This window comes from Flavihumibacter sp., from assembly GCF_036676075.1.
GTDB lineage: Bacteria > Bacteroidota > Bacteroidia > Chitinophagales > Chitinophagaceae > Flavihumibacter.
In genome coordinates, this window is the sequence record NZ_JAKFDQ010000022.1 from 127,763 (window position 1) to 153,322 (window position 25,560).

Sequence of the window (25,560 nt, forward strand, 5' to 3'; positions counted from 1 at the left end):
TACTTTTTGTGGCATCGAAAATAATACAATCCCTTCATTAAACCTTTCACTCCTCATATTGGTCTTATTATTGCTGCTTTAGCATACTTTAAATCTATTATCCCCCGTTTACTCTAAAATCACTTACATGAGAATCTTTTACTTAGCCGCCAGTATAGTAATGTTTGCATCCTGCGCAACGGCCCAACAAACTGATAAAACAAATGATGTTCTCAAGAAAGCCGGTAATATTCTGAAAACTGTAGGGGGCTCAGGGTCCCTGAGTAATGATGAGATCATTGCCGGATTAAAAGAAGCACTTGTTGTAGGAACAAATAACAGTACTGGTAAGCTTTCTGCTGCAGACGGTTTCTTTAAGGATGCTGCGGTAAAATTACTTATGCCTGAAGAGGCACGCAAAGTGGAACAGAGGCTCCGCCAGATCGGAATGGGTAAACTGGTTGATGATGCCATCCTCAGTATGAACCGCGCAGCAGAAGATGCATCAAAGCAGGCTGCACCCATATTTATTAATGCAGTAAAACAGATGACCGTACAGGATGCTGTGGGAATACTTCGCGGTACTGATTCGGCTGCCACGGGATACCTTCGCAAAACCACATCCCCTGATCTTACGGCAGCTTTCAGGCCAATAATCGAAAACTCCCTCGAAAAAACAGGTGCTACAAAATATTGGAAAGAAGTATTTGATGTATATAATAAATTTACCCTGAAACCAGTGAATCCTGACCTTTCAGGATTCGTGACCGGTAAGGCAATTGATGGTATCTTCTACTATGTAGCCGACGAAGAAAAAAAGATCAGGACCAATCCCGCAGCAAGAGTTAGCGATATCCTGAAAAAGGTTTTCGGATCCAGGTAATTTTACTTGAACGGCAGACAGGCTGTATTGGATTAAAGTAAATTGCAATCCTTTATGATTGCGAATACCTTATCTGTTTACCGTAATGCATATAGTGGCCTTTCAAAAGAGACCTGGCTGCTTTCCCTTATCATGCTCATCAACAGGAGCGGCACCATGGTTGTGCCATTCCTTAGCTTATACTTAACCAGCCCGGCCATGGGATATTCAGTGGGCCAGGCTGGTTTTGTTTTTGGTTGTTTTGGGGCAGGTGCTTTTTTTGGAGCATATGTAGGTGGTAAACTCACTGATAGTATTGGTTTTTATAAAGTACAGCTTTTTACATTACTCGGAGGAGCCATATTATTTATTGTGCTCGCCCAAATGAAAAGCCTTCCGCTAATATGCATCTTCACTTTCCTGCTGAGTTTTGTGAATGAAGGATTTCGTCCCGCTAATTCCACGGCTATAGCTTATTACAGTACTCCTGAAAACCGTACACGCAGCTATTCCCTTAACCGTTTGGCTGTTAACCTGGGATGGGCTTTGGGCTCAGCATTAGGCGGCATAATTGCAAAATTCAGCTACGAGTGGCTGTTCTGGATCGATGGATTTACCAATTTCTTTGCAGCTATACTGATGTGGAAATTCCTGGGTAATATTGGATGGAAGGCTACACCATTAAAAAGGGATAAAATTATTTCAGCAAATGGAATAAGTAGCGCATATAAAGACAGAACCTATCTTTTTTTCATTCTGCTGGTTGCTGTATTTGGTGCCTGCTTCTTCCAGCTCTTTACAAACGTTACAGTTTATTTCAAAAGGGAGCTTCATTTTTCTGAACCTGTGATCGGTATGCTCATGGCAATGAATGGCATCTTGATCGTGATGTTTGAAATGGTGCTGATCTACCGCCTGGAGGGCAGGAGGCACCAGATGGCCTATATTGCCCTCGGTGTGGGCATGGTGGCTTTATTCTTTATTATACTTGGAATTGGAAAGATCGGGCTATTGATTGCAACAATGCTTATTGTTCTGATCACTTTTGGTGAAATTTTTTCTATGCCATTTATGAACAGTTTCTGGATTTCCCGAAGCAGTGAATTCAATAGGGGTGAATATGCAGCATTATATACAATGGCCTGGTCTGCAGCACAAACATTGGGTCCAATGCTTTCAGCCCAACTCGCAGAAAATAAGGGATTCTCCTATACCTGGTACGTTGTGGGTGGTGCATGCCTGTTAGTGGCAATAGTATTCTGGAATTTCAGGTCTGTCAATACTGTTTCCTCACCCCGCCAGCTCGCTTAACTGCAGCCATCGCATTTCCTTTTCTTCCAGCAACTCCGTTATCTTTCCTATCCTTTCTGCGGTTTGCTGAAGCTCATTATATGGCAGATCACTGGCCGACATTTTTTCACCCAACATTCTTTTCTCTGTTTCCAATGTTGCTATCTCTTTCTCCAACAATTCAAATTCCCTTTTCTCTTTGAAGCTGAATTTCTTTTTTGGACCATTATCCTCAATATCAGGTCTTGTTGTAGAGGTAGTGCCTGCAGCTTGCTGTGGCTTGGTTTCCTCGATTATTTCCTGGTCTTTCAACCAATCGCGATATAGACTATAATTGCCTGGAAAATCGCGGATATTACCATTGCCTTCAAATACAAACAGATGATCCACCAGCCTGTCCATAAAATATCGGTCATGCGAAACGATCAGTAAACATCCCTGGTATTCTGATAGGAAGTTTTCAAGCACAGCCAATGTAGGCAGGTCAAGATCGTTGGTTGGTTCATCAAGTATCAGGAAATTGGGATTTCGGAATAGCATTGTCAGTAACAACAATCTTTTCTTTTCCCCGCCACTTAGTTTACTGATGTAGCCATACTGCTGGTCGGGACTAAATAAAAACAACTGCAGGAATTGTGCGGCGCTTAAACTTCCCCCATCAGCAAGAGGAAAACTCTCTGCAAATCCTTTCACAAATTCAATTACACGCATATCTTCCTTCCATTGCAGACCTTGTTGGGAGTAGTATCCAAATATGATTGTTTCACCAATATTTACCTTCCCGCTATCGGGTTCTACAATTCCCTGGAGAATATCGAGGAAGGTAGTTTTACCCGCACCATTCTTACCGATGATCCCAACTCTTTCCCCTTTCTTAAACGTGTAATCAAATCCTTTTAGGATTGTTTTATCGTCATATTGCTTGGAAACCTTTTTTAGTTCTACAACCTTTCCCCCAAGCCGGTTCATTTTCATCTGCAGCTGCATTTGCTGCTCCTCCAGTTTTTGTTTTGCCCGGGCCTCAACTTCATAGAAATTATCCTGCCTGCTTTTTGATTTCGTAGTTCTTGCCTTGGGTTGCTTACGCATCCACTCAAGCTCCTTACGGTAATGGTTACGCGCTTTATCAACACTGGAGGCCTGTTGCTCAATTCGGGCAGCTTTTCTTTCCATGAACTGCTCGTAATTTCCCTTATAAACATAAAGGTCGTTTCCATCAAGCTCCCATACCTCTTCACAAACAGCATCAAGAAAGTACCGGTCGTGCGTAACGAGTAAAAGAGTCACTTTTTCCTGGTTCAGGTAGTGTTCCAGCCACTCTACGGTCTGAACATCAAGATGGTTTGTTGGCTCATCCATAATAAGCAATGTATGCTTATGCTCAAATCCGATATCGATCAGGGTTCGCGCTAATGCAACCCTTTTCTTTTGTCCCCCCGATAGCGTACCAACCGCCTGGTTGAGGTGGTGGATATTTAATTTGCCAAGGATCTGCTTTACCTTTGAATCGAAATCCCATCCACCGGTATCATCCATGCCTGAAATTGCTTTACCCAAAGCCTCAGCATCTTCTGATTCGCTGGCTGCTTCAAAAGCCTTGATGGCATTTAACGTGGGATGGTTGTGATGAAATATATTGTCAAGTACAGATAATTCTTCTATGAATTCTGGTTCCTGGTCAAAAAGGGCAACGGTAACATCCTTATTGATCCACACTTTACCGCTATCAGGAGTTTCCTTGCCGGATAGTATCTTTAGCAATGTTGATTTGCCCGAACCGTTCCGGGCAACCAGAGCGATCTTGTCACCTTCTTCAATGTTAAAAGAAATTTTCTCAAACAATGGCTTGATGCCGTAACTTTTCCCTAAACCTTCTACAGAAACATAATGCATGGCGCGAAGATACAAACACTAAGGTTGCATATAGTTGGTTTGCTATTAATGATGCTGCAAATAGGAACTCCTGCTGCATCTCAATTTCCTGTCTACCCTGATCCGGATCCCGAGGTGGATTCACATTATATAAAAACATATGCGCCCGAACTGATTACAAGATTTTACTTCTCCCAGAAATATACAGCCATTGTTCTTGAAGGGAAAGAGGATGTTCCGGATCTGCGTTACCGGCCCAATACCACCATTAATATGGGAGTGGGATTTACCTACCGTTCTTTAACCCTTAACCTGGCATATGGCTTTCCCTTCCTGAACCGCGATAAGGGTAGGGGTGATACCCGCTATCTTGACCTTCAAAGTCATATTTATACCCGCAACTGGACAATGGATTTTTTTGGCCAGCTGTACAAAGGCTATTTTTTATTACCCAGGGGCACTGCCATACCCGACAATGATAAATATTATGTACGTCCGGATATTGGCGTTTCGCTATTTGGATTAGCCGTGTACCAATTGCAGAATGGAAGAAAATTTTCTTACAGGGCTGCTATGGTACAGAGCGAATGGCAACAAAAGTCGGCCGGCACCTGGTTATTGGGTGGGGAGATCTATGCCGGGTCATTTTCAGCTGATAGTAATTTTGTTCCGGGTTTGCTTGCAATGAATTACCCCCAGAAGGAGGTGAGGCGGGTACGGTTCATTGAGGCCGGACCAGGGGCAGGATACGCCTATACACTTGTTATGGCAAAAAACTGGTTCCTTACAGGTTCAGCTACGCTGAATCTGGACGTTGGCCTTACGCGCGAATTCAGGAATGGTGGAACCAGCGATAAATTTAGCGTAAGCCCCAATTTTATTTACAGGGGCGTTGCTGGATATAATAGTGATCGCTGGGTTGCCAGCTTAACAATGGTTGGCAACCGTGTTACAGTAAGAGGTGCCAGCAGTAACCAAAGGTATCTTTTCAATACAGGTAATTACAGGGTTACACTTGCCCGCAGATTTTTACCAGGACCGCGCCTCAAACCCAAACTCAAATGGTTAGATCCTAAATAGCAGCAATATGCGAATTAATAATAGAATACAGTTGAAGCGTATAACCTTACTAGTATTGCTGCTTTTGATTGGTTATTTGATCTATTTTTTATGGGGCGCTTTTCCTGTTATCAGCGGATATAGTGCAAAAATGACCTGTTCATGCGTTTTTGCAGCTGGGCGCGATCTGAATTCAGTTAAGGCAGAGGAATTGGGTCGCTTCCCGCTTAATCTTGCAAAAATTTCTGTAAATAAAGAGGATAGTTCTGTGAATGCATCTGTTTTGGGGTTTGCTGTTCAGAAAGCCGCTTACAGGCAGGGATTGGGGTGTACACTTATTACCGGCATATCTGAAAAGGAGTGGAGATCAAAGACTTTTCACCTTCCGCCTTCTCCCATAACAAATAATGATTCAATTCCCTGGCCCCTGGGTGATCTTCTTCCCGATAGTTTCCCTCGTGGAATAGATACTGCAAATCTTGGAAACGCGATCCGATTTGCCTTTGAAGAGAATGATGCTGATAAACCTATTCGCACCCGGGCTGTAGTGGTATTGTATGACGGTCAGTTGGTAGGAGAGCAATATTCTCCTGGATTCGATCGGAATAGTCTGCTCTATTCGTGGTCAATGGCAAAATCGATCTGGGGCGCTTTAACTGGAATTATGGTGCGGGATGGCCGTCTCGATATCTCCATGCCAGCGGCAGTACCGGAATGGCGTTCAGCTTCCGACGGTCGGGAAAAGATAACAGTTGAAAATTTATTAACGCATACAACCGGGCTTAATGTAGAAGAGGATTATACCAAAGCCACTACCGTCACCAATATGCTTTACCGTGAGCCCGATATGGGAGCATATGCTGCAACACAGCCATTAAAATACCCACCCGGCTCTGTATTTTATTATTGTAGTGCAAATTCGAATATTCTTTCGCGGCTTATCCGCCAGAACCTGGGTGATAATGTCTACCACGCATTCCCCGCTACTAAACTGTTTCATAAGGTTGGTATGTTCAGTGCAATTCTTGAACCTGATGCATCAGGCACTTATGTGGCTTCTTCATACATGCTCGCAACCGCACGTGATTATGCGAGGTTTGGATTGCTATACCTTAATAATGGAAAATGGAATGGTGAACAGTTGCTTCCCGAGAATTGGATCAAAAAATCGCTCACACCCACGCCAGTTGCTCAGTTAGGTGAATATGGTTATCATATGCGCCTGAATGCGGGTAATCCGAAGGATACATCAAAGCGTATGTTTCCCTCACTGCCCCCCGACATGTTTTATGCTTATGGCTATGAGGGAGAATATATCATTGGTATCCCCTCAAAGAAACTGGTAATTGTACGGCTCGGACAAACAGCCGGATATAATTTTGACCTGCAAAAATTTGTTAAAGGCATTATGGCTTCAATCCATAATTAATATGGAAATAATTTAAGGCAGACCGGACTGCCCACCGTAATAACGGTTTCCGTGGGTGTTAAGGATCCTGTGCTTGAATCACGACGGAAAAAGCGGATATCATTGGTATCCTGATTAGCAACTAAAACATACTTGCCGGAAGGCTCAATTACAAAATTCCTGGGCTTCTGACCTATCACATCCTGGAATCCTGTATTCTTTAATTTGCCGTTACGGGGATCTATTCTGAAAATGCCAATATTGTTTGCTTCATAGCGGTTGGAAGTATAGAGGTTTTTTCCATCAGGAGAAATATGTATGTCGGCACTGCCCCTGCTGCCTTTATATTCTGCGGGATGTCCATCAATATTATCGAAGAGCTGAAGTTTTCCATTTTTATAGCGATATCCGCTTACTTCTCCGGTCATTTCCTCCATAAGATAAACCCATTTCCTGTTTGGATGGAATGCAAGGTGGCGTGGACCACTGCCCGGGTGAATGTCAACATAGGGAACCTTCGCCTTAGAAAGTGGATTGCGCCTGGCATTTTCTTTAAAGCGATACACCATAATTTTATCAGTACCAAGATCAGGGGCAAGCAAATAATCGCCATCTGGAGTAATAACGGTGGCATGTACATGTGGCGCCTCCTGCCTTTCTGAATTTATACTTTTACCCTCATGATTTATTAACTGGTGCTGGTCAGATAAACTTCCATCCTCATTAACTTTATAGGCAACAATGTTTCCACCGCTATAATTTCCGGCAATCACCCATTTACGGTTCCCCGAAACCGTTATATAGCAGGGATGGTCCCCAAGGCTCGGCCTTGTATTCAAAAGCTTAAGTTTTCCAATTGATTTATCAAAGGAATAGGCGGTTATCTGCCCCGGTTTATCTCCCCCTGTTTCGCTTACTGCATAGAGGTAGTCTCCTTTTTCTGAGATGGCCAGGTAAGATGGTTGTTCAATTCCCCTGGCAGTATCAACACCCTCAACTTTTCCCGTAGAGGCATCAAATCGATATACATAGATACCCTCGCTGGTTCCGTTGGTATAGGTGCCGGTGAAAAGGTAATATTGCTGTGCCCATAAAATGGAAACAGAAACAGTTAATAAGAGGGAAAATATTATTCTTTTAAACATGGTATTTGTAATTAAGCCAGTAAATATATCATCAGGCTGATGCCTAAAGCTAACAAAACAACAAACAACCAGTTATATTTCTCCAGGTAATATTGGATCCTCTTTTGTTTTACCTGCTCATCAATAGATTCAATAAGTTCATTATCGGTTCCCGCAATCTGAACAATAGACGGAACAAGTGGTACTAAATTTGGATAACGAAGCGGTCTGATGATATTAAGAATACAGTGAACTATCTCCCGGTTTTTTTCTGGTTGTTCTGATTCCTGCAGGATCCGGATATTAGTTTCACTGCAAAGCTGGGCAAGCAATTTTTGTAATGCTTCATGATTCATTCTGAAAATATCTATACCTGAAACATATTTTTCCAGCTTACGGGCTTCAGCAAGCAGTATGGCCGGAGTTATAATAATTGGTGGATGTTTAAAGATCTGATCTGAACTGTATTGCCAGCGTTTGTGGTGATACTCACTTCTCTTAATCGGATCTGATAGCACATCATAAGCCTCCTGGATCTCCCGGAAATGATTGCTGGCATATGCATTGCCTATGTTCCTGTCGGGATGGTACCGCATGGCCAGCCTTCGGTATGCTTTCTTAATTACTGCATCACCCGCACCCGGCTGTATCTCCAGAATATCATAATAATCCTTTATAGCCATGATTAATAATCAAAAATAGGTCAGCTAACACTAATTTTGCGGCCGGATACGAACAATTATCTCTTTGACGTTTTAATAATATGAAAATTCAATTCCTGCTTTCATTAAGGCCAGCTTTGATTGCCGGCTTTTCATTACTGCTGCTGAACTGTTCAAATAATAAGCCGGAAGGGGCTGCAAAAGTTGCTATACAAAACGCTGAATCATCCCTGGTAAATAACCCAACACCTTCAAATAATGAAGCAATCGCATCTTTGTCTTCCTTAAAGGTTCCGGATGCAGTCACCGTTTTATCGAGGCCACAAATTCCTGTTTTATGCTATCACCAGGTTCGTGATTACCGGCCATCTGACTCACGCTCAGCGCGTGATTACATTGTTCCGCCTGCAGTATTCAAAGAGCAAATGAAAATTCTGGCTGATAGTGGATATACTACGATCCTTCCGGAACAACATTATCGCTATTTAGTGAATGGCGAAACCCTGCCAGCCAAGCCAGTGATGATCAGTTTTGATGATGGCTGCGATGAGCAGTTCCAGGTTACTGAAGAAGTACTGAAGCCGTTGAATCAAAAGGCAGTATTCTTTATTATGACCGTTGCCATAAACCGCCCAAACTTTATGAGCGAAGAACAGATTCGCAAATTGTCTGATGATGGACATGCCATTGCCCTTCACACCTGGGACCATAATAATGTAAAGAAGTATTCCGGCGAGGATTGGGATAAGCAAGTGGCAAAGCCCCGGAAAAGATTGGAATCAATTACAGGAAAACCAGTTGAATTTTTCGCATATCCTTTTGGGCTATGGAGTCCACAGATCATTCAACCATTGAAAGACAAAGGAATGGTTGCTTCCTATCAATTATCCACAGCAAGGGATTCAACAGACCCTATCCATACTATCCGTCGCATTATTGTTCCAGGCAACTGGGACGGCCCTCAATTATTGAAGCGAATGGCCGGAAGCTTTACTGGTAAATAATTGCCCAGGCTTTAAGAAAGAAAATCGGTGATCAATAAATGCTGATGTATCACCAGCGTTTAATCATCACCGATCATTCAATAATTACCATTCATCAGCCTCATGCTTCTTCTTCCGCGTATGAGCTAACCGGCTCACAGGTGCAGATGAGATTGCGATCACCAAACGTGTTGTTAACACGGCTCACACTCGGCCAGAACTTATTCTCCTTAACATAAGGCAAGGGGAAAGCTGCCTGCTGACGACTATACGGTTTATCCCATTGGTCAGCTGTTATCAAAAATTGGGTATGTGGAGCATTTTTGAGTGCGTTATTGCCTTTATCTGCTTTGCCATTTTCAATGGCTGCGATCTCTTCGCGAATTGAAAGCATTGCATCACAGAAACGATCCAGCTCGGCTTTGTCCTCACTTTCTGTGGGCTCAATCATTATGGTTCCAGGTACGGGGAAACTCATCGTTGGTGCATGGAATCCATAATCCATCAGGCGCTTGGCTACATCTTCTGCTTCAATACCCGCACTTGTTTTAAACGGACGAAGGTCAACTATGAACTCGTGCGCACAGGTTCCATTTCTTCCATTATAAAGAACTGAATAGGCTTTGTCAAGCCTGGATTTCATATAATTGGCATTCAGGATAGCATATTCCGTTGCCATGCGCAATCCTTCTGACCCCAGCATCCTGCAATAAGCATAACTGATAAGGAGGATAGATGCCGATCCATAGGGAGCTGCCGATACTGCGCCATATTCATTTTCACCATTTCCGGTAGCCCAGTGGCCAGGTAAATGTGGCTCAAGGTGTGCTTTCACACAAATAGGTCCCATTCCGGGCCCGCCACCACCATGAGGAATGGCAAAGGTTTTGTGCAGGTTCAGATGACAAACATCCGCACCAATCAAACCGGGTGAAGTTAATCCCACCTGCGCATTCATATTGGCGCCATCCATATATACCTGGCCCCCATGCTGGTGAACTATATCGCAGATCTCTTTAACGGTTTCCTCAAAAATTCCGTAAGTACTGGGATAGGTGATCATGGTACCAGCAAGGGTTTCACTGTACTGAATAGCCTTGGCACGGAAATCTTCCAGATCGATATACCCATTTTCAAGGGCCTTCACCACTACTACTTTCATACCCGCCATAACTGCTGATGCAGGATTGGTTCCATGGGCTGAAATTGGAATGAGGATAACATTACGATGTTTATCGCCATTAGCAAGGTGATAATTCCGTATGGTTAGTAAGCCTGCATATTCACCCTGTGCACCGCTGTTGGGTTGCATGCTGCAGGCATCAAATCCGGTGATCACAGAAAGAAAAGCAGAAAGCTCTTTTATGATTTGCTGATAACCCGCAGCCTGGTCAACAGGAGCAAACGGATGTATCTTACTATAATGACTCCAGCTCAAAGGCATCATTTCAGTTGCAGCATTTAGTTTCATCGTGCAACTTCCCAGTGAGATCATCGACGTATTCAAAGAGAGATCTTTGTTTTCCAGTGATTTGATATAACGCATCATCTGGCTCTCACTTCTATGTGTATTGAAAACAGGATGCGTGAGGTACTCACTGGTACGTGTAACTGCAGAAGGGATATTGTCTAATGCCGCCTCATTGTCAAAGCTTACACCAACACCAAAATTTTCATTACCCGATATAGAAGCAAATACACCAACAATGTCGAGCAGGTCAGATTGAACCACTGTTTCATCTAACGATATTCCTACCAGGTTACCCGGTAAATAACGGAAATTTATCTCTCTGGCCAGAGCGGCCTCACGAAAAGCAGAAATCTCTGTGACTTCAACTGTTAGTGTATCGAAATAATATTCATTTACAATCTTGAAACCCAGAGAAGTTAGTTCATGGGCAAGCGTGCGGGTAAGCAGGCTAACCCGCATGGCTATGTTACGAAGTCCCTCCGGACCATGATACACGGCATACATAGCTGCCATGTTGGCCAGCAATGCCTGGGCAGTACAAATATTGGAAGTTGCTTTCTCCCGCTTAATATGCTGTTCACGTGTTTGCAAGGCCATTCTCAAGGCACGGTTACCGGATGCATCAATACTAATTCCAATTATACGACCCGGTAAGGCACGCTTGAAATCATCTTTGGCACTGAAGAAAGCCGCATGAGGTCCTCCATAACCCAGCGGCACACCAAAACGTTGTGCTGAACCAAGCGCAACATCCGCTCCTAATTCGCCTGGTGAACTTAACAGGGTAAGCGCCAGCAAATCTGTTACCATGGCTACATATCCACCCACTGCATGAAGTTTGCCGATGAAATTCCGGTAGTCCTCTATGCTTCCCTTATCATTGGGATATTGTACCAGGGCGCCGAAATATCCATTATCAATTTCTGCTGTTCTGTAATCACCAAAAACAACTTCTATTCCAATAGGAGTGGCTCTGGTTATTACCAGGTCGCGGGTTTGTGGATATACATCATTATCAACAAAAAACTTTGGCTGGTCAATCTTTTCAGTACGATTCACATGATGAAAGAACATATTCATCGCCTCCGCCGCAGCGGTAGCTTCGTCAAGCAGTGATGCATTGGCAATGGGCAGTCCGGTAAGATCGCTTACCATAGTCTGGTAATTGAGTAAACTTTCCAGTCGCCCCTGTGAGATCTCCGCCTGGTAAGGAGTGTACTGGGTATACCATCCCGGATTCTCAAAAATGTTTCTCAGGATAACACTGGGGGTAAGGGTGTCATAATAACCCTGTCCAATATAGGAGCGGTAAACTTTATTTCGAAGGGAGATCTCTTTCAACTCCTTCAGCAACTGTGCTTCGCCTATTGCATCTGGTACTGCCAGGGCATCTGTTTTACGGATAGCCACAGGGATAGTTTTACTGATAAGTTCTTCGAGACTACCGGCTCCTATTGTTGCCAGCATTTCATCTGTGGAAGACAGGGTGCCGATATGACGGGTGAGAAATTCATTCGACTGCGATTGGAATAAATTCATAATATGAAAGATTGACCTTTTTACGGATGCGCAAAGGTAATATTTGGTCGGCAGACTAACATCTGTTTGTTCAATACTTTAGGCAAACGTTTGCTTCCTTGTTAACGTTCACATGCCGGCAGTGCCGGAGAAAATGTTGTTTCTTTGCGGGATGACGGAAATCCTTCCCAATTGGCAGAAAAAAGCAGAAGAGCGGCAAAAGCTGTATAAGAGCTTTTTACAATCTGCTAATAAGAATAAGGTGCTAAAGGCTCTGCCCGCACTCCACGACGAAGCCTTTGAAAAGATCGACTGTCTCCAATGCGCCGCATGCTGTAAGAATTATTCCCCGCGTTTTAAAACCACAGATATAAAGAGGATCAGTAAACACCTCCGCATGAAAGAAAGCGTTTTCATTGAAACTTACCTTCGGCTCGATGAAGATGGTGACTATGTTGTGCGATCAACCCCATGCCCCTTTCTGGGCCATGATAATTTCTGCAGCATCTATGAACACCGGCCCTCAGATTGCGAGCGTTTCCCCTATACTGATGAAGACGTACTCCTGAAGCGGATTCCACTCACTTTAAAGAACAGTAGCTTTTGTCCCGCAGTATATTATGTTCTGGAAAAACTGATGATTAACATAAAGTAATAAGGCGGCGGAAATACAATTGCCAAATCCGATATTTGTGAACATGGCTCATTTACCTGTTCTCATTAAGGACCTGGCTTTAATTCTTGGTGCTGCTGCTATCACAACCCTTATTTTCAGAATGCTGAAGCAGCCGCTTGTACTCGGCTATATCATTGCAGGTTTGTTGGTGGGCCCTCATTTTAATTTTTTCCCCACAGTAGGCGCTGCCGAAGACGTAAGGATCTGGGCAGAGATAGGCGTGGTTATTCTTTTGTTTTCCCTGGGACTTGAATTTAGTTTTAAGAAGCTCATGAGGGTAGGAGGGGCTGCCTCCATCTCCGGTATTATAGAGATCGGTGGAATGTTGCTGCTCGGTTATACAACCGGCATGCTCCTGGGATGGTCACAGATGAATTCCATTTTCCTGGGTGGAATCATTGCCATTTCTTCTACCACAATTATAATAAGAGCATTTGAAGAGCAGGGGATTAAGGATAAAAGTTTTGCCTCATCAGTGATGGGAATGCTGGTGATTGAAGATATAGTTGCCGTTTTACTCATGGTATTACTGTCAACAGTTGCCGTAAGCCAGCAGTTTGCCGGAAAGGAACTGATTTTTGCCGTAGTTAAACTCGCCTTTTTTCTAAGCCTCTGGTTTTTAAGCGGTATTTTGATCCTTCCCAGCTTTTTCCGTTGGGCCGCCAGGTGGTTGAATGAGGAAACGCTGCTGATTATTTCACTCGGACTTTGCCTGGCTATGGTGATTCTCGCAACCAATATAGGTTTCTCGGCTGCCCTTGGCGCATTTATAATGGGTTCTGTTTTAGCGGAAACATCCCAGGCTGAGAGCATTGAACACCAGATGCAGCCGGTTAAAAATCTCTTCGGAGCTATCTTCTTTGTATCTGTGGGGATGCTTATAGACCCAACTCTGTTATGGCAATATAAATGGCCTGTTTTGCTCATAACACTTGCCGTTATACTCGGAAAAACTTTTTATGTGACCCTCGGATCATTTATTTCCGGTCAACCCCTTAAACAAAGCATGCAGGCTGGAATGAGCATGTCACAAATTGGTGAATTCTCCTTCATTATCGCTACTCTGGGAGTATCATTGGGCGTTACAAGCAAATTTCTCTATCCTATCGCAGTTGGGGTTTCGGTCATTACAACCTTTACCACGCCTTTCATGATAAAGTGCTCCCTGCCGCTCTATAATTTTATCGACAACAGGTTGCCGCCACGCTGGCGGAACAGGCTGAACCGATATAGTAGCGGTGCACAACAGATACCAGCTGATGCAGACTGGAAGCAGGTTTTTAAAACTTACCTTTTTACCATCACCCTAAATTCGGTGGTAATACTTGCCGCTATATTCATGGCTGTCAGGTTTCTCGACCCCTGGTTACGTACCCAGTTTGATAATATGATGGTGGCACATGTTATTACTGTTGCATTGACATTACTTCTGCTCTCTCCTTTTATATGGGCCCTTACCATAAAAAAATTGCAGCGTGGGGCCTATACCAGCCTATGGTTGAATAGCCAGGCAAACCATGGACCACTGGTTGTAGTGGAGATCCTTCGTAACCTGCTGGCAGTACTTTATTTGTTTTTATTGCTGAACCAATTGTTCGATGTGATGACAGCTTTCATCGGTGCCATTATTGTGCTGGCTGTGGTGCTCTTTATTTTTTCAAAACGATTACAGGCCTTTTATGCCCGCATTGAACGACGCTTCATGACCAACCTTCATCATAAGGACCTTGAGAATAATACAGGTGCAACAAGTACCCTTTCTCCATGGGATGCACACCTCGTTTATTTTACTGTTCGACCAGAAGCGGAAGTGCTTGGTAAAAGTCTTGAATCACTCGGATGGCGTGAAAAGTATGGAGTGAATATAGCATCAATTGACAGGGGGAGTATAAAAATTCCGGCTCCTAAAAGAAATGAAATGGTGTTTCCCTATGACCGTTTGGGTGTAATTGGAACCGACCAGCAACTGCAGGCATTCAGGGCAGTAGTTGAACCATCCGTTATAAAAGTTACCACTCCTGAAGAAGAAGATATAAAACTGATGAAAATGAGGGTGGATGAGCATAACCTGCTGAAGGGACAAACCATTCGGGGTTCCGGTATCAGGGAAAAAACAAATGGATTGGTGGTGGGCATTGAAAGAAATGGGCAGCGTATCCTGAATCCTGATTCATATACCATTTTTGAATGGGATGATATAGTATGGGTAGTGGGAGACAGGCGCAGGATTCTTGAAATGCTCGATAGTAAATGATCAGTATTCCATCTTACGCAGGGCCGGTGCTTTAAACCAGGTAGTCATCACTACCAGTATGGTCATAGTGCCCCCGAAAATCACAGAGGGTATTAGTCCCATTGCTCTTGCAGCCACACCACTCTCAAATTGACCGATCTCATTACTGCTGTTAATGAACATGCTGTTAACGCTCATCACTCTGCCTCGCATATCATCAGGCGTCTTGAGTTGGAGAATTGTTCCCCGAACCACAACGCTAACCCCATCCAGCAGGCCACTTACCAGTAGGGCGGTGAATGAAAGCCAGAATGTTTTTGAAATGGCGAATACTATTATACATAGTCCAAAACCACCCACAGCAAAGAAAAGCTTTTTACCCTGTGCCCTCTTCATTGGGAAAAGCGTGAGCAGAATAACAACGCATATTGCGCCTATATCTGCCGCGGCATTCAACCAGCCAAATCCGATAGGACCCACCTTCAGAATATCTTTTGCAAATACAGGAACCATGGCAACTGCGCCACCAAAGAGAACGGCAAACAGGTCAAGTGTCAACGCTCCAAGTACTTCTTTGGTTCTGAACACAAACTGTAGTCCTTCCATTACACTGTCCAATGTCCTCTGGTTTCCTGCCCTTGCTGCCGGGGGTTTAGGAAGAAGTCGGCTAATCATTATCAACCCTATGCTGATGAGTGAACAAATTACCACCAGGGTACCGGTAGTATGAAAAGCAGCAATCAGGAAACCTGCACTCGCATGCCCTGTAACGGATGCCGTTAACCAGGTGCCCTGGCTCCAGGTGGTTGCATTTGCCAGTAAGGGCCGGGGAACCATTTGCGCCAGTATAGCTGAAAAGGATGGTCCCGTGAATGCACGGAAAATACCAGTGAAGAATATTGCAATATAAATACCCCCAACAACCATCGCTTTGGTTCCACCATTATGATATGACCATGAAAGCATCAAAAGCGCAAGGGCGCAACTCAGGTATAAAAATACTCCTTTGAGCAGGAGTTTACGTTTATCAGAAAGATCTATAACATGCCCCGCGTACAATGCCAGAGATATGGCAGGGATGGCTTCTGCCAGTCCCACCAAACCCATGGCCAGCGGGTCATTCGTAAGTTCATATAACCACCAGCCAACAAGTGTTGACATCATTCGAAGGGCCATGATAAAAAGGAATCTTCCAGCCATAAGAAAACGGAATTCCGGTAGCCTGATACTTGCAAGCGGATCTGACTGTTGTTGCCGTGAGGGCTGGATCTCGGTCATATATGGGCGTTAGGGAAGTGCAATAAAGTGTTTTCCATTCTCATAATCTTTTTCCAGTGCATCCAGTATTGCCTGAACATGTTTCTCATTACCCAGGAAATCAGCATTGCTTACATCAACAAATAATGTTTTTATATTATGCTGACGAATGTATTGAGTATAGGTTTCCTGGATATTGAATAGGTATTCATCGGGGATACTTTGTTCATATGGCCTGTTGCGTTTACGGATATTCACCTGCAACTTCTGCACCGGGGCATGCAGATAAATAAGTATGTCTGGTTTTACCAACTGTTGGTGGATAATATCAAAAAGACTCTGATACAATCTGAACTCCTCTTCTGGAAGGTTAACCTTGGCGAATAGCAGGCATTTGGTAAAGAGATAATCTGAGATCGTAATGCTATGAAAAAGATCCTTTGTATGCACCAGTTCTTTTAGTTGCTTATAACGTTCCGCCATAAAAAATAATTCAAGGGGGAAAGCAAACTGGGCTGGATTCTCATAGAATTTTGGCAGGAATGGATTATCCGCGAAGGCCTCCAGAATCAATCTTGCATTATAATGTTTTGATAAAAGGTGGGCAAGTGTGGTTTTGCCAGCTCCAATATTTCCTTCGATCGTAATAAAATGATAATTCATAGGGTGATTTTATTTACAGCCAGCTCATCGGGGCATTCGTCCAGCATTTTTTTTATGGTTATCCCTTCAACAGGGTGTACCAGTTCGGGGGCCAGTTCTGCCAGGGGCACGAGGGCAAAACGCCGGTTGGGAAGTTGCGGATGGGGAATAGCAATATGGGCCGTATCATGAACCTGCTGGTCAAATAACAGAATATCGATATCAATTATCCTGGGGCCGTACCGGTTTAGACGGCGACGACCCATTTTTTCTTCTATCAGTAATAATGTTGTCATAAGGTCCATGGCGACTTCTTCGGTTTCAAGCTCCAATACCTGGTTAAGAAATGCAGCCTGGTCCATCTTTCCCCAGGCAGCCGTTTCATAAATGGAGGAGCGGCGGGTCACGCTGCCAGCCATTTTTCCAATAAGGCTGGCTGCCTGTTCAAGATATCCCACGCGGTTTCCCATATTACCCCCTATCAAGAGGTATGCTTTATGCATATATTCTTTACTTTACAGCCCAAATATCCGGCAAACTCTTTTTTAACCAAGCTGTTCTATGGCACAATTCTTCAAATACTTTTTCGCAGCGCTTCTGGCTCTCTTCGTTTTTGCATTGCTGACAGTTTTTCTTTTGTTCGGTATTGCAGGCGCAGTGGCCTCGCGGGAGGATGTGGTGATTGACCAGCATTCTGTTTTATACCTCGACCTCGGTAAACCAATTGCCGAACAGGCTAAGGAAGATCCCTTCGGACCATTCAGTGGTGGCGATGATTTTGCCCAGCCGGGTGTTTATGATATCGTACGCCTTATTCAGTTTGCAAAAAATGATGACCAGGTGGAAGGTATTTACCTGAAGGCCGGCGCCAATGCCAATGGCTTTGGTACCAATGAGGAAATCAGAACGGCTCTTAAAGATTTTAAGGCCTCTGGAAAATTCATAATTGCCTATGGAGAAGTAATTCCACAGCAGGCCTACCATGTTGCCAATGTTGCCGGCAAAATATATACACATCCCAAAGGCGGGGTCGATTGGCGCGGATTTGGTCTTCAGTATGTATTCTTTAAAAAAGCACTGGACCGGTTAGAGATTGAACCTCAGATTTTTTATGCTGGAAAATTTAAAAGTGCAACAGAACCATTCCGCGAAGAAGAAATGACACCGGCTAATGAATTACAATCACGCGTTCTGCTGGAAGATCTTTACACTCATTTTCTCCATGAAACTGCTTTGTCGCGCAGAAAAGATTCTGCTGAATTAAGACGTTTGGCTGATTCAAATAACATACGGTCAGCAGTAGATGCGCTCAAAGCCGGACTGGTTGATGGCATTAAATATGAAGATGAAGTGAAAGAAGAGATACGCCGACTTAGTAACAGCAAAAACATTGACAAAATTTCTTTTGTTTCAATGGGTAAATATGCGCAGGCAGTAAATTATAAAGGTGGTGAAGGAACCGACCCTATCGCTCTCATTTATGCAGAAGGTAATATCGTTGATGGAGCTGGTGATGCAGAAAATATAGGCGGTGACCGTTTCCGTAATTATATAAGAAAAGCCAGGCTTGATGATAAGGTTAGGGCAATTGTGATCAGGATCAATTCCGGAGGAGGCAGTGCAATGGCCAGTGAAAATATGTGGCGCGAATTGGAGCTTGCAAAAAATGATAAGCCGGTCGTTATAAGTTTTGGAGACGTTGCAGCCTCGGGAGGTTATTATATGGCTTGTAATGCCGACAGTATCTTTGCACAACCCAATACGATCACCGGATCTATTGGAGTGTTTTCTATCATTCCTAATATGCAGGGTTTTTTCGGTAATAAACTAGGCGTCACTTTTGATGGAGTAGAAACCGGACCCTATGCCAATTCACCATCAATTGTAGAACCTCTTTCTGAAACAGAACGACGTTTTTTTCAGCAGGATGTTGACAGTATCTATAATACTTTTCTAACCCGCGTGGCCAATGGCAGGAAGATGCCTATAGCTGCTGCAGACAGTATAGGACAGGGTAGGGTATGGACGGGTAAAAGAGCAATTTCGATCGGACTGGTTGACAGAATCGGTGGATTGGGCGATGCTATGCGTTCGGCTGCAAGCCTTGCTAAACTCAAAACTTACCGGATCAGGGAGTACCCTGAAAAATTAAACATATTTGAACGCATAACAGGGGCCTACAAAAACACGGTTGAAACAAAATCAATGAAAGAAAGTCTTGGATCCGGTTTTTATGGTATTTATACCGAATGGCTTTCAATCAAAGAATCCATCGGTAAAGTACAAGCGAAAATGCCTTTCCGTTTGATCATTCGCTAATCCACTTATTTCATGCGCTTAATAAAACTGGTGCTAATCAGTGCTGTTGTGTTTTTTTTATTGCTCACTGCCATGAGCCTGTTAATACCTTCCAATATAAGGATATCACGTGCAATTGATATCCGATCAGCGAGCAATGATGTGCTTCCTTATTTGAAGGACCAGTCAAAATGGCCTCTGTGGAATGCCTATTTTAAAGACAGCAGTAAGAAATTTGCCGTCAGAACAATCAGCAGCACCGATAGCCTTGTACTTACTCGCTGGAAGGCAGGCGATAAAACATTTCAAAGCGGTATGGCTGTTTATAACCAGGTGGAAGGAACCGTTACCGTTCAATGGTATTTTGATTTTACGCTGAGCTGGTACCCCTGGGAAAAGATCGCCAGTATTATATATGATGGACAATTGGGCACCCCCATGCAGGAAAGTCTTACCGATCTTAAGACGCTTGTGGAAGCGAATCCTTAACTTTAAAAGATAAAAATCAGCTATATGAAGTATTTATTTCTGGCAATCATTGCTATTTCAAGCATTTTGCCTGCCTGTGCCCAGCAACAAAGAAAAAGTCCGCACGAAACTGTGAGCGCGGGCAACATAAGTGTAACCTATGGCAGGCCTGCAAAGAAAGATCGTGAAATTTTTGGTGCGTTGGTACCATATGGTAAAGTATGGCGCGCAGGTGCAGATGAAGCAACAGAAATCACGTTTACGGCAGATGGAAGCCTTGGTGGAAAACCTGTAAAAGCGGGAACCTATACACTGTTCACTATTCCTGGAGAGAAAGAATGGACAATTATTCTCAATAGCCAGTTGAAGCAGTGGGGTGCATATGAGTATGAGAAGCACAAAGGCAAAAACGTGCTGGAAGTTACAGCACCGGTAAAGCAATTGTCAGCTCCCGTTGAATCATTCACTATCAGGGTTGAAAATGGCCAGTTGATCATGGAATGGGATAAAACCCAGGTAGCAGTTCCGGTATCCTGATAAATTTTATTTAAGGAAATAATTCATCCAGTATGGCTTCCGTGACCTTTGTCAGGAAGCCATATTCATTTTCAGTTATACAATAAGGGGGCATAAAATATACTGTATTGCCCAGCGGACGCAGATAAACTCCCTTTTCAAGAGCTTTTGCAGTCACAATCCTGCTGATTTCATTCAGGTACACATCTTCTCCGGTATTTATTTCGAAAGCAAGTATGGTTCCCGAAACGCGGGTGTTTTTAATAACAGCCCTTGATTGATATTTCTCTTTTAGTCTTTCTTCAAATACTAAATTCATTTTGCAAATACTGTCAATACCTTCCCTGGCCGCTGGTTCCAGCAAAAGTTCCAGGCTGGCAATGGCAGCTGTGCATGCCAGCGGATTTGCTGTGAAGGAATGACCATGAAAAAATGTCTTTTTTCTATCATCACTTAGGTAAGCTTCATAAATTTTTTTTGTACAGGCAGTAACGCCTAATGGCATAACCCCGCCTGTTAAACCTTTGGATAAACAAATGATATCTGGTTTCTGTTCCATGTAATCACTTGCAAACAGCCTTCCCGTTCTGCCAAATCCGGTCATCACTTCATCGGCTATACAAATAATTCCCCTGGCCTTCACTTTTTCCAGCACAGTATTTAACAGCCCGGGGTCCATAAGTTTTATACCACCTGCTCCCTGAACAACTGGTTCATAAATGAATGCCGCTATCCTTTGTCCCCCTTTTTCAAGAAGATTGTCCAACTCCTCGCCATTGCCTGATGTTGGCGTATCAATAAAACATACTTCAAACAGCAGATCATGAAATGGGCGGGTGAAAACACTGCGGTCGCTTACAGACATCGCTCCGAATGTATCTCCATGGTAGGAGTTATTGAAAGCAAGAATGGTTCGGCGGGGGGGTGGTGAATCCTCCCATTCCGTCGTTCCCTTGTTCCACCAATATTGAAGCGCCATTTTGAGCGCCACCTCAGTGGAAGTTGAACCGTTGTCGGAATAGAATATGCGCGAAAAATCACCAGGAAGCAATGGTAACAAACGGTCGGCCAGCGTAATAGCCGGCTGGTGCGTAAAACCGGCAAAGATAATATGTTCCAGTGCCAGTGCCTGCTGGTAAAGCTTTTCTGCTATATAAGGATGGGAATGGCCGTGAAGATTCACCCACCAGCTGCTGATGGCATCAAGGTATTTATTCCCCTTTTCATCAAAAAGCCAGCTACCTTTCCCGGATTCAATGAAGATGGGTTCGGGAGATTGCTTTTGCGGGGTAAAGGGATGCCAGATCAGCTCCCTGTCTTTCTCTATCCAGTTCATGCCGTAAAACTAGGGTAAAGCCTTCAGCCTACCATTCAATACAATAAACCGGCCATTTGTATTTTTTTAACTACATGCAACGGCCAACAATAATACCTTGTCAGTTTAATCAGAATAATGACAACAGAACACCAATTGGTGAAGGATTGCCTGAAAGGGAAGCCATCGGCGCAGAAAGCGCTCTATGAACTGTTTGCATCCCGGATGTTAGGTGTTTGTTACCGGTACACCAAATCCATGTCTGATGCAGAAGATGTTTTACAGGAGGGGTTCGTGAAAGTGTTCCATTACCTTTCACAATTTAGGGGCGAAGGTGACCTTGGTGCATGGATTCGCCGGATAATGGTTACAACAGCTATCAATTATCTTAAGAAAAACAGTCGATACCAGTATGATCTTTCATTCAGTGCCGACGAAAATCATTTCCTTCATCCCGTATCACCTGATGATCCGGAAATGATGCTTGATGCCAAGCAGCTGGCTGATATCGTGCGACAACTTCCGCCCGGTTACCAGGCCATCTTTAATCTGCATGCAATTGAAGGATATACCCATGTGGAGATCAGCAGTATGCTGGGAATTCACGAAGGAACATCCAGATCACAATATGCGAGAGCCCGCAACCTGTTGATAACATGGTTGGAAAAAGAATCCGAATCAACTAAACAAACCCGATATGCCCGGTCCTGAATTCGATAGAAATTTACAAGCTAAAATGCAGGAACTGCAGCTTGAGCCTTCCCCGGCAGTATGGGAGGGGGTAGAGGCACAGCTCCATAAAAGAAAGCGAAGGAGAGGAATAATTTGGTTTTTCCTGCTCGCCTCGTTCCTGACAGCCGGCGGAATTACCTGGTATAATCAAAACAGCACTTCTCCAATCGCCATAAACAAAACAGAAAATAAGGATTCCCACCCATCAACTACTGAGAGAACTAATAGTACTCCGCAGCAGAAAAAAATTAATGAAGATGATCTGAGAAAGCAGGATAAACATCTTAGTGAGCTTGATAAAACCGATCATAATAATAATACCATCGGACAACAAAAAAATATTGTTGGCCCGGATACAAAACTAAACATTGGGCGAGAGTCTGATCCGGAAACGGCCATAAGTCAAAGAGATATTGATAAGTCCGTGGCAAAAAGGGCTGGAGGGCAGGAATTAGATAAAAATAAAGCAGGAAGAAAACCTCTTGCCGGTCAAACTACAGAGCAAGTACAATTGGTAATAAAACAAAATACTATCCCAACAGAAGATGGTGAAAAGTTTTCAATCCAGGAGGATATTCCGAATGATCCAAATGCGTATACAAGATTTTCACTCCATAACAATTCAAAAGATTTTTTAATTCCTGAACCGCGCCGTGTTGTTGGAGATAATAACCTTGTCGTTCAAAACTCTTTACCTAAAAAGAAAGATGAAAATAAAAAGCTTAGCTGGAATATAGACTTTGGATTGGGTGCAAGCTCCCTTCAGGAAGGCATTCTGCAGCAGTATAATGCTGTGGCTAATGATTACCTGGCACCCACCTCTGTTCCGGCCGGATTAGCAGCTATCCAAAGAAGGCCATCCGCTGTTACAGCAGCACCGGCATTTAAGATAGGTGCTTCCTTCAGCAGACCACTTAGTAAACGTACTGCAGTATCTGTTGGACTTCAGTACAATTACATGTCTAATAAAATTGAAATCGGAAAAGCGGTTGATTCTGCTTTGACTTTATATGGGCAGGACCAGCAACGTCTCGATGTGGGTGCAGCCTATAATGGAGCAGGTAATAATGGTGAGGCATTTTATAATCGCTACCATCTTCTACAGATGCCATTGGAATTTGCCTGGAACTTTGACCGTGCTGCAAGATGGTCGTGGAACAGCGGACTGACTATCGGTTACCTTATTGGCAGTGATGCACTTCTCTATAACAAACAGGCCGGAGTATATTACCGTGATGACAATGCCTTGAATAAATGGCAAACCGGCATTCACACTTCCATAAATTATGGTTTGCTAAGATCTGATATCCTTAAGGTGGCTGTAGGTCCTTTTGCCAGCTACCAGTTGAATTCACCTGAACGTACCAATTCGAAGAAACACCTCCTGATGATTGGCATCGGGGCAAGGATACAATTCAAAGCCAAAAACTAACAAATATGAAACAGGTAATTAAAATGAGGATGGCATTCTCAATGGTCCTCGCATGCCTTGTACTCAGCTCTTGTGTAAAGGACCGTATAACCAGAACCTATTCGATCAGGACGCCGATCTATGCTTCTAAATCAGCCATTCTTGCTGGCCTTAGTGCGGAGGAGCCAAGACCAATTGATAAGACAGGGAAAATATGGTGGTATGGTAACTATATTTTCATGAACGATCCCGGTAATGGTATTCATATCATCAATAATAGTGATCCGGCAAGGCCTGTGGTAAAAGCCTTTATAAAACTTCCCGGCAATATTGATATAGCTGTAAAAGGAAATATCCTATATGCAGATCTCTACGCCGATATGCTGGCAATTGATATCTCAGATCCCATGAATCCCGTTCAGAAAAAGCTCGTTGAGAATATTTTTCCCGAACGCAATTACCAGTATGGTTACAACACCAACCCCGATCAGATAATAATTGGCTGGAATACAAAAGACACCATAGTTGAAGTAGATGGACCTATAAATACCCCAGGGTGGTTCTGTGTCAATTGTCAAATTGCTTTTAGTGGAGATACAAAGGCAGGGGGTGATGGTATCGGGGGATCAATGGCCCGTTTTTCGATCGTGAATGATTATCTGTATACAGTTAGCACTTCAACGCTTTCTTCTTTTACCATCGCAAAACCAGAAGACCCGACACTTGTTAATGCCAACCCTTTTGGTTGGAATATTGAAACTGTATATCCATTCAGAGATAAATTGTTTATAGGATCTTCCTCCGGTATGTTCATAGCAGATATTTCAAATCCCGCCAGTCCCCAACTTGTTGGCAGTTTCTCTCATGCCAATGCCTGCGATCCGGTAGTTGCCGATGATAACCATGCATATGTAACATTGCGTACTGGTACTGAATGTATGGGTACCTCAAACCAACTTGATGTTCTGGATATTACCAATATCAGCAACCCGGTATTGCTAAAGACCTATTCAATGGCTAATCCGTTTGGACTTGGAATAAAGGGCGACTTTTTATATATCTGCGATGGTGATGCCGGTCTGAAAGTTTTCAATAAAAAACAACCCCTGAACATTGAACCCGTGCAGCGCATAGAGGTGGCCGATACCTATGATGTTATTATTCGACAGTCACTTCTTATACTTGTTGCCGGCGATGGATTGAGACAATACAGGATAGGGGAGGATGGAAAACTTTCTCATTTAAGTACGCTGAAGACCAACTGATGAAAATAATAATGTTGTTATTGATAATGCTCTCATCATTGCAATTGGTTCATGCTCAACAAAAGCTTAAGTTCCGTTCATTGAACACTGTTGGATTACTTATTGGCTCATCAGAAAGAGCTGGTGAACTACATACCGTTAATGGCATTTCCCTTAATAATTGGTTTGCAGGTATTGGATTGGGATGGGATAATTATCGTATTAGCAGCTTTCCGGTGTATGCATCTGTTGCACGTGAATGGAGATTGGTGAAAAATGCATTGTTTGTAGGTGCTGATGGGGGTGCAAATTTCAGTGAATACCGACCCGGTTGGTTTGCAAGGGGAGGAGTTGGATATAAGATCAATGTTGGCAAAACCGGATCTGCAGTGCTGTTTGATATAGGTCATAGCTTCAAACAGGTTATCCAGCCTCGTAAGGATGTACAACCCTGCGTCATAGGGCCATGCCCGGAGAATATTGATATGTACAATTATAAACTTAGCAGGATTTCATTAAGAATGGGCCTTCAGTTCTGAT

22 protein-coding genes are annotated in these 25,560 nt (G+C 43.5%); 14 read left to right on the plus strand and 8 right to left on the minus strand.

The window, feature by feature from the left end; all coding sequences use genetic code 11:
• The first annotated feature begins 127 nt into the window (after positions 1–127).
• Together V6M43_RS17025 and V6M43_RS17030 are read left to right on the plus strand one after the other, a co-directional pair.
• A complete protein-coding gene (locus V6M43_RS17025; RefSeq protein ID WP_332737368.1) occupies positions 128–862 on the plus strand; it encodes a DUF4197 domain-containing protein in 735 nt (244 codons plus the stop codon).
• A gap of 54 nt (positions 863–916) precedes the next feature.
• Complete coding sequence (locus V6M43_RS17030; RefSeq protein ID WP_332737370.1) at positions 917–2,152, plus strand: MFS transporter; 1,236 nt, start codon at positions 917–919, stop codon at positions 2,150–2,152.
• Here the strand turns inward: V6M43_RS17030 and V6M43_RS17035 are convergent.
• Positions 2,132–4,024, minus strand: a complete 1,893-nt coding sequence (locus tag V6M43_RS17035) for an ABC-F family ATP-binding cassette domain-containing protein (protein ID WP_332737372.1) — start codon at positions 4,022–4,024, stop codon at positions 2,132–2,134. The genes V6M43_RS17030 and V6M43_RS17035 overlap by 21 nt on opposite strands.
• Positions 4,025–4,072: 48 nt before the next feature.
• On the opposite strand from V6M43_RS17035, the gene V6M43_RS17040 reads away from it, so the two are divergent.
• Positions 4,073–5,083 carry a DUF4421 domain-containing protein gene (locus V6M43_RS17040; protein ID WP_332737374.1) on the plus strand — a complete coding sequence of 337 codons (1,011 nt, stop codon included), beginning with the start codon at positions 4,073–4,075 and terminating at the stop codon, positions 5,081–5,083.
• Between the two features lie 7 nt (positions 5,084–5,090).
• Positions 5,091–6,491 carry a serine hydrolase domain-containing protein gene (locus tag V6M43_RS17045; protein ID WP_332737376.1) on the plus strand — a complete coding sequence of 467 codons (1,401 nt, stop codon included), beginning with the start codon at positions 5,091–5,093 and terminating at the stop codon, positions 6,489–6,491.
• On the opposite strand, the gene V6M43_RS17050 is transcribed toward V6M43_RS17045, so the two are convergent.
• The gene (locus tag V6M43_RS17050) at positions 6,488–7,615 is read right to left on the minus strand and encodes a lactonase family protein (protein WP_332737378.1); all 1,128 of its coding nucleotides are present in this window, start codon (positions 7,613–7,615) and stop codon (positions 6,488–6,490) included. The genes V6M43_RS17045 and V6M43_RS17050 overlap by 4 nt on opposite strands.
• A gap of 11 nt (positions 7,616–7,626) precedes the next feature.
• Complete coding sequence (locus tag V6M43_RS17055; RefSeq protein ID WP_332737380.1) at positions 7,627–8,277, minus strand: DnaJ domain-containing protein; 651 nt, start codon at positions 8,275–8,277, stop codon at positions 7,627–7,629.
• Between the two features lie 80 nt (positions 8,278–8,357).
• Between V6M43_RS17055 and V6M43_RS17060 the strand changes: the two genes are divergently transcribed.
• Entirely contained in the window at positions 8,358–9,260 is a 903-nt protein-coding gene (locus V6M43_RS17060; protein ID WP_332737381.1) for a polysaccharide deacetylase family protein, read from the plus strand.
• 100 nt (positions 9,261–9,360) lie between these two features.
• Here the strand turns inward: V6M43_RS17060 and gcvP are convergent, their stop codons facing one another.
• A complete protein-coding gene (gene gcvP / locus V6M43_RS17065) occupies positions 9,361–12,249 on the minus strand; it encodes an aminomethyl-transferring glycine dehydrogenase (protein ID WP_332737383.1) in 2,889 nt (962 codons plus the stop codon).
• A 151-nt stretch (positions 12,250–12,400) separates the two neighbouring features.
• Between gcvP and V6M43_RS17070 the strand changes: the two genes are divergently transcribed.
• Positions 12,401–12,883, plus strand: a complete 483-nt coding sequence (locus tag V6M43_RS17070; RefSeq protein ID WP_332737385.1) for a YkgJ family cysteine cluster protein — start codon at positions 12,401–12,403, stop codon at positions 12,881–12,883.
• Between the two features lie 43 nt (positions 12,884–12,926).
• On the plus strand, positions 12,927–15,158 hold the full coding sequence (locus tag V6M43_RS17075) for a cation:proton antiporter domain-containing protein (RefSeq protein WP_332737386.1): 2,232 nt from the start codon (positions 12,927–12,929) through the stop codon (positions 15,156–15,158).
• Here the strand turns inward: V6M43_RS17075 and V6M43_RS17080 are convergent, their stop codons facing one another.
• From V6M43_RS17080 to folK, 3 genes are read right to left on the minus strand one after another with little or no spacing between them, the layout of a single operon-like run.
• On the minus strand, positions 15,159–16,415 hold the full coding sequence (locus V6M43_RS17080) for an MFS transporter (protein ID WP_332737387.1): 1,257 nt from the start codon (positions 16,413–16,415) through the stop codon (positions 15,159–15,161). It abuts the gene before it with no gap.
• A 9-nt stretch (positions 16,416–16,424) separates the two neighbouring features.
• Positions 16,425–17,057: a deoxynucleoside kinase gene (locus tag V6M43_RS17085; protein WP_332737389.1), complete on the minus strand. Its 633-nt coding sequence runs from the start codon at positions 17,055–17,057 to the stop codon at positions 16,425–16,427.
• A complete protein-coding gene (gene folK / locus V6M43_RS17090) occupies positions 17,054–17,539 on the minus strand; it encodes a 2-amino-4-hydroxy-6-hydroxymethyldihydropteridine diphosphokinase (protein WP_332737391.1) in 486 nt (161 codons plus the stop codon). The genes V6M43_RS17085 and folK overlap by 4 nt, the downstream gene beginning before the upstream one ends.
• 58 nt (positions 17,540–17,597) lie before the next feature.
• On the opposite strand from folK, the gene sppA reads away from it, so the two are divergent.
• Genes sppA through V6M43_RS17105 form a run of 3 tightly spaced genes read left to right on the plus strand, consistent with a single transcriptional unit; the run spans position 17,598 to position 20,339 of the window.
• On the plus strand, positions 17,598–19,355 hold the full coding sequence (sppA, locus tag V6M43_RS17095; RefSeq protein ID WP_332737393.1) for a signal peptide peptidase SppA: 1,758 nt from the start codon (positions 17,598–17,600) through the stop codon (positions 19,353–19,355).
• Positions 19,356–19,367: 12 nt separating this feature from the next.
• A complete protein-coding gene (locus V6M43_RS17100) occupies positions 19,368–19,823 on the plus strand; it encodes a hypothetical protein (protein ID WP_332737395.1) in 456 nt (151 codons plus the stop codon).
• 24 nt (positions 19,824–19,847) lie between these two features.
• Positions 19,848–20,339 (plus strand): DUF2911 domain-containing protein, encoded by a 492-nt coding sequence (locus V6M43_RS17105; protein WP_332737397.1) that lies wholly within the window; start codon positions 19,848–19,850, stop codon positions 20,337–20,339.
• 10 nt (positions 20,340–20,349) lie between these two features.
• On the opposite strand, the gene bioA is transcribed toward V6M43_RS17105, so the two are convergent.
• The gene (bioA, locus tag V6M43_RS17110; RefSeq protein WP_332737399.1) at positions 20,350–21,654 is read right to left on the minus strand and encodes an adenosylmethionine--8-amino-7-oxononanoate transaminase; all 1,305 of its coding nucleotides are present in this window, start codon (positions 21,652–21,654) and stop codon (positions 20,350–20,352) included.
• Between the two features lie 117 nt (positions 21,655–21,771).
• Here bioA and V6M43_RS17115 point away from each other — a divergent pair, with 117 nt between their 5' ends.
• The 4 genes from V6M43_RS17115 to V6M43_RS17130 are packed head-to-tail and all read left to right on the plus strand — an operon-like array spanning position 21,772 to position 25,559.
• Positions 21,772–22,344: an RNA polymerase sigma factor gene (locus tag V6M43_RS17115; RefSeq protein WP_332737401.1), complete on the plus strand. Its 573-nt coding sequence runs from the start codon at positions 21,772–21,774 to the stop codon at positions 22,342–22,344.
• Positions 22,331–23,797 carry an outer membrane beta-barrel protein gene (locus tag V6M43_RS17120; RefSeq protein WP_332737403.1) on the plus strand — a complete coding sequence of 489 codons (1,467 nt, stop codon included), beginning with the start codon at positions 22,331–22,333 and terminating at the stop codon, positions 23,795–23,797. Before V6M43_RS17115 ends, V6M43_RS17120 begins: the two co-directional genes overlap by 14 nt.
• 5 nt (positions 23,798–23,802) lie before the next feature.
• Positions 23,803–25,041: an LVIVD repeat-containing protein gene (locus V6M43_RS17125; RefSeq protein WP_332737405.1), complete on the plus strand. Its 1,239-nt coding sequence runs from the start codon at positions 23,803–23,805 to the stop codon at positions 25,039–25,041.
• A complete protein-coding gene (locus V6M43_RS17130; protein ID WP_332737407.1) occupies positions 25,041–25,559 on the plus strand; it encodes a hypothetical protein in 519 nt (172 codons plus the stop codon). Before V6M43_RS17125 ends, V6M43_RS17130 begins: the two co-directional genes overlap by 1 nt.
• Position 25,560 lies beyond the last annotated feature (1 nt).

Excerpts from the sequence above, each read along its gene's own strand:
- bioA (WP_332737399.1), bottom strand. The coding sequence starts at position 21,654 with ATGAACTGGATAGAGAAAGACAGGGAGCTGATCTGGCATCCCTTTACC.
- V6M43_RS17045 (WP_332737376.1), top strand. The coding sequence starts at position 5,091 with ATGCGAATTAATAATAGAATACAGTTGAAGCGTATAACCTTACTAGTA.
- V6M43_RS17115 (WP_332737401.1), top strand. The coding sequence starts at position 21,772 with ATGACAACAGAACACCAATTGGTGAAGGATTGCCTGAAAGGGAAGCCA.
- V6M43_RS17100 (WP_332737395.1), top strand. The coding sequence starts at position 19,368 with ATGCGCTTAATAAAACTGGTGCTAATCAGTGCTGTTGTGTTTTTTTTA.
- V6M43_RS17080 (WP_332737387.1), bottom strand. The coding sequence starts at position 16,415 with ATGACCGAGATCCAGCCCTCACGGCAACAACAGTCAGATCCGCTTGCA.
- V6M43_RS17070 (WP_332737385.1), top strand. The coding sequence starts at position 12,401 with ATGACGGAAATCCTTCCCAATTGGCAGAAAAAAGCAGAAGAGCGGCAA.
- V6M43_RS17085 (WP_332737389.1), bottom strand. The coding sequence starts at position 17,057 with ATGAATTATCATTTTATTACGATCGAAGGAAATATTGGAGCTGGCAAA.
- V6M43_RS17060 (WP_332737381.1), top strand. The coding sequence starts at position 8,358 with ATGAAAATTCAATTCCTGCTTTCATTAAGGCCAGCTTTGATTGCCGGC.
- V6M43_RS17030 (WP_332737370.1), top strand. The coding sequence starts at position 917 with ATGATTGCGAATACCTTATCTGTTTACCGTAATGCATATAGTGGCCTT.
- V6M43_RS17055 (WP_332737380.1), bottom strand. The coding sequence starts at position 8,277 with ATGGCTATAAAGGATTATTATGATATTCTGGAGATACAGCCGGGTGCG.
- V6M43_RS17105 (WP_332737397.1), top strand. The coding sequence starts at position 19,848 with ATGAAGTATTTATTTCTGGCAATCATTGCTATTTCAAGCATTTTGCCT.
- V6M43_RS17035 (WP_332737372.1), bottom strand. The coding sequence starts at position 4,024 with ATGCATTATGTTTCTGTAGAAGGTTTAGGGAAAAGTTACGGCATCAAG.
- gcvP (WP_332737383.1), bottom strand. The coding sequence starts at position 12,249 with ATGAATTTATTCCAATCGCAGTCGAATGAATTTCTCACCCGTCATATC.
- V6M43_RS17025 (WP_332737368.1), top strand. The coding sequence starts at position 128 with ATGAGAATCTTTTACTTAGCCGCCAGTATAGTAATGTTTGCATCCTGC.
- folK (WP_332737391.1), bottom strand. The coding sequence starts at position 17,539 with ATGCATAAAGCATACCTCTTGATAGGGGGTAATATGGGAAACCGCGTG.
- V6M43_RS17075 (WP_332737386.1), top strand. The coding sequence starts at position 12,927 with ATGGCTCATTTACCTGTTCTCATTAAGGACCTGGCTTTAATTCTTGGT.
- V6M43_RS17125 (WP_332737405.1), top strand. The coding sequence starts at position 23,803 with ATGAAACAGGTAATTAAAATGAGGATGGCATTCTCAATGGTCCTCGCA.
- V6M43_RS17040 (WP_332737374.1), top strand. The coding sequence starts at position 4,073 with ATGATGCTGCAAATAGGAACTCCTGCTGCATCTCAATTTCCTGTCTAC.
- V6M43_RS17130 (WP_332737407.1), top strand. The coding sequence starts at position 25,041 with ATGAAAATAATAATGTTGTTATTGATAATGCTCTCATCATTGCAATTG.
- V6M43_RS17120 (WP_332737403.1), top strand. The coding sequence starts at position 22,331 with ATGCCCGGTCCTGAATTCGATAGAAATTTACAAGCTAAAATGCAGGAA.
- sppA (WP_332737393.1), top strand. The coding sequence starts at position 17,598 with ATGGCACAATTCTTCAAATACTTTTTCGCAGCGCTTCTGGCTCTCTTC.
- V6M43_RS17050 (WP_332737378.1), bottom strand. The coding sequence starts at position 7,615 with ATGTTTAAAAGAATAATATTTTCCCTCTTATTAACTGTTTCTGTTTCC.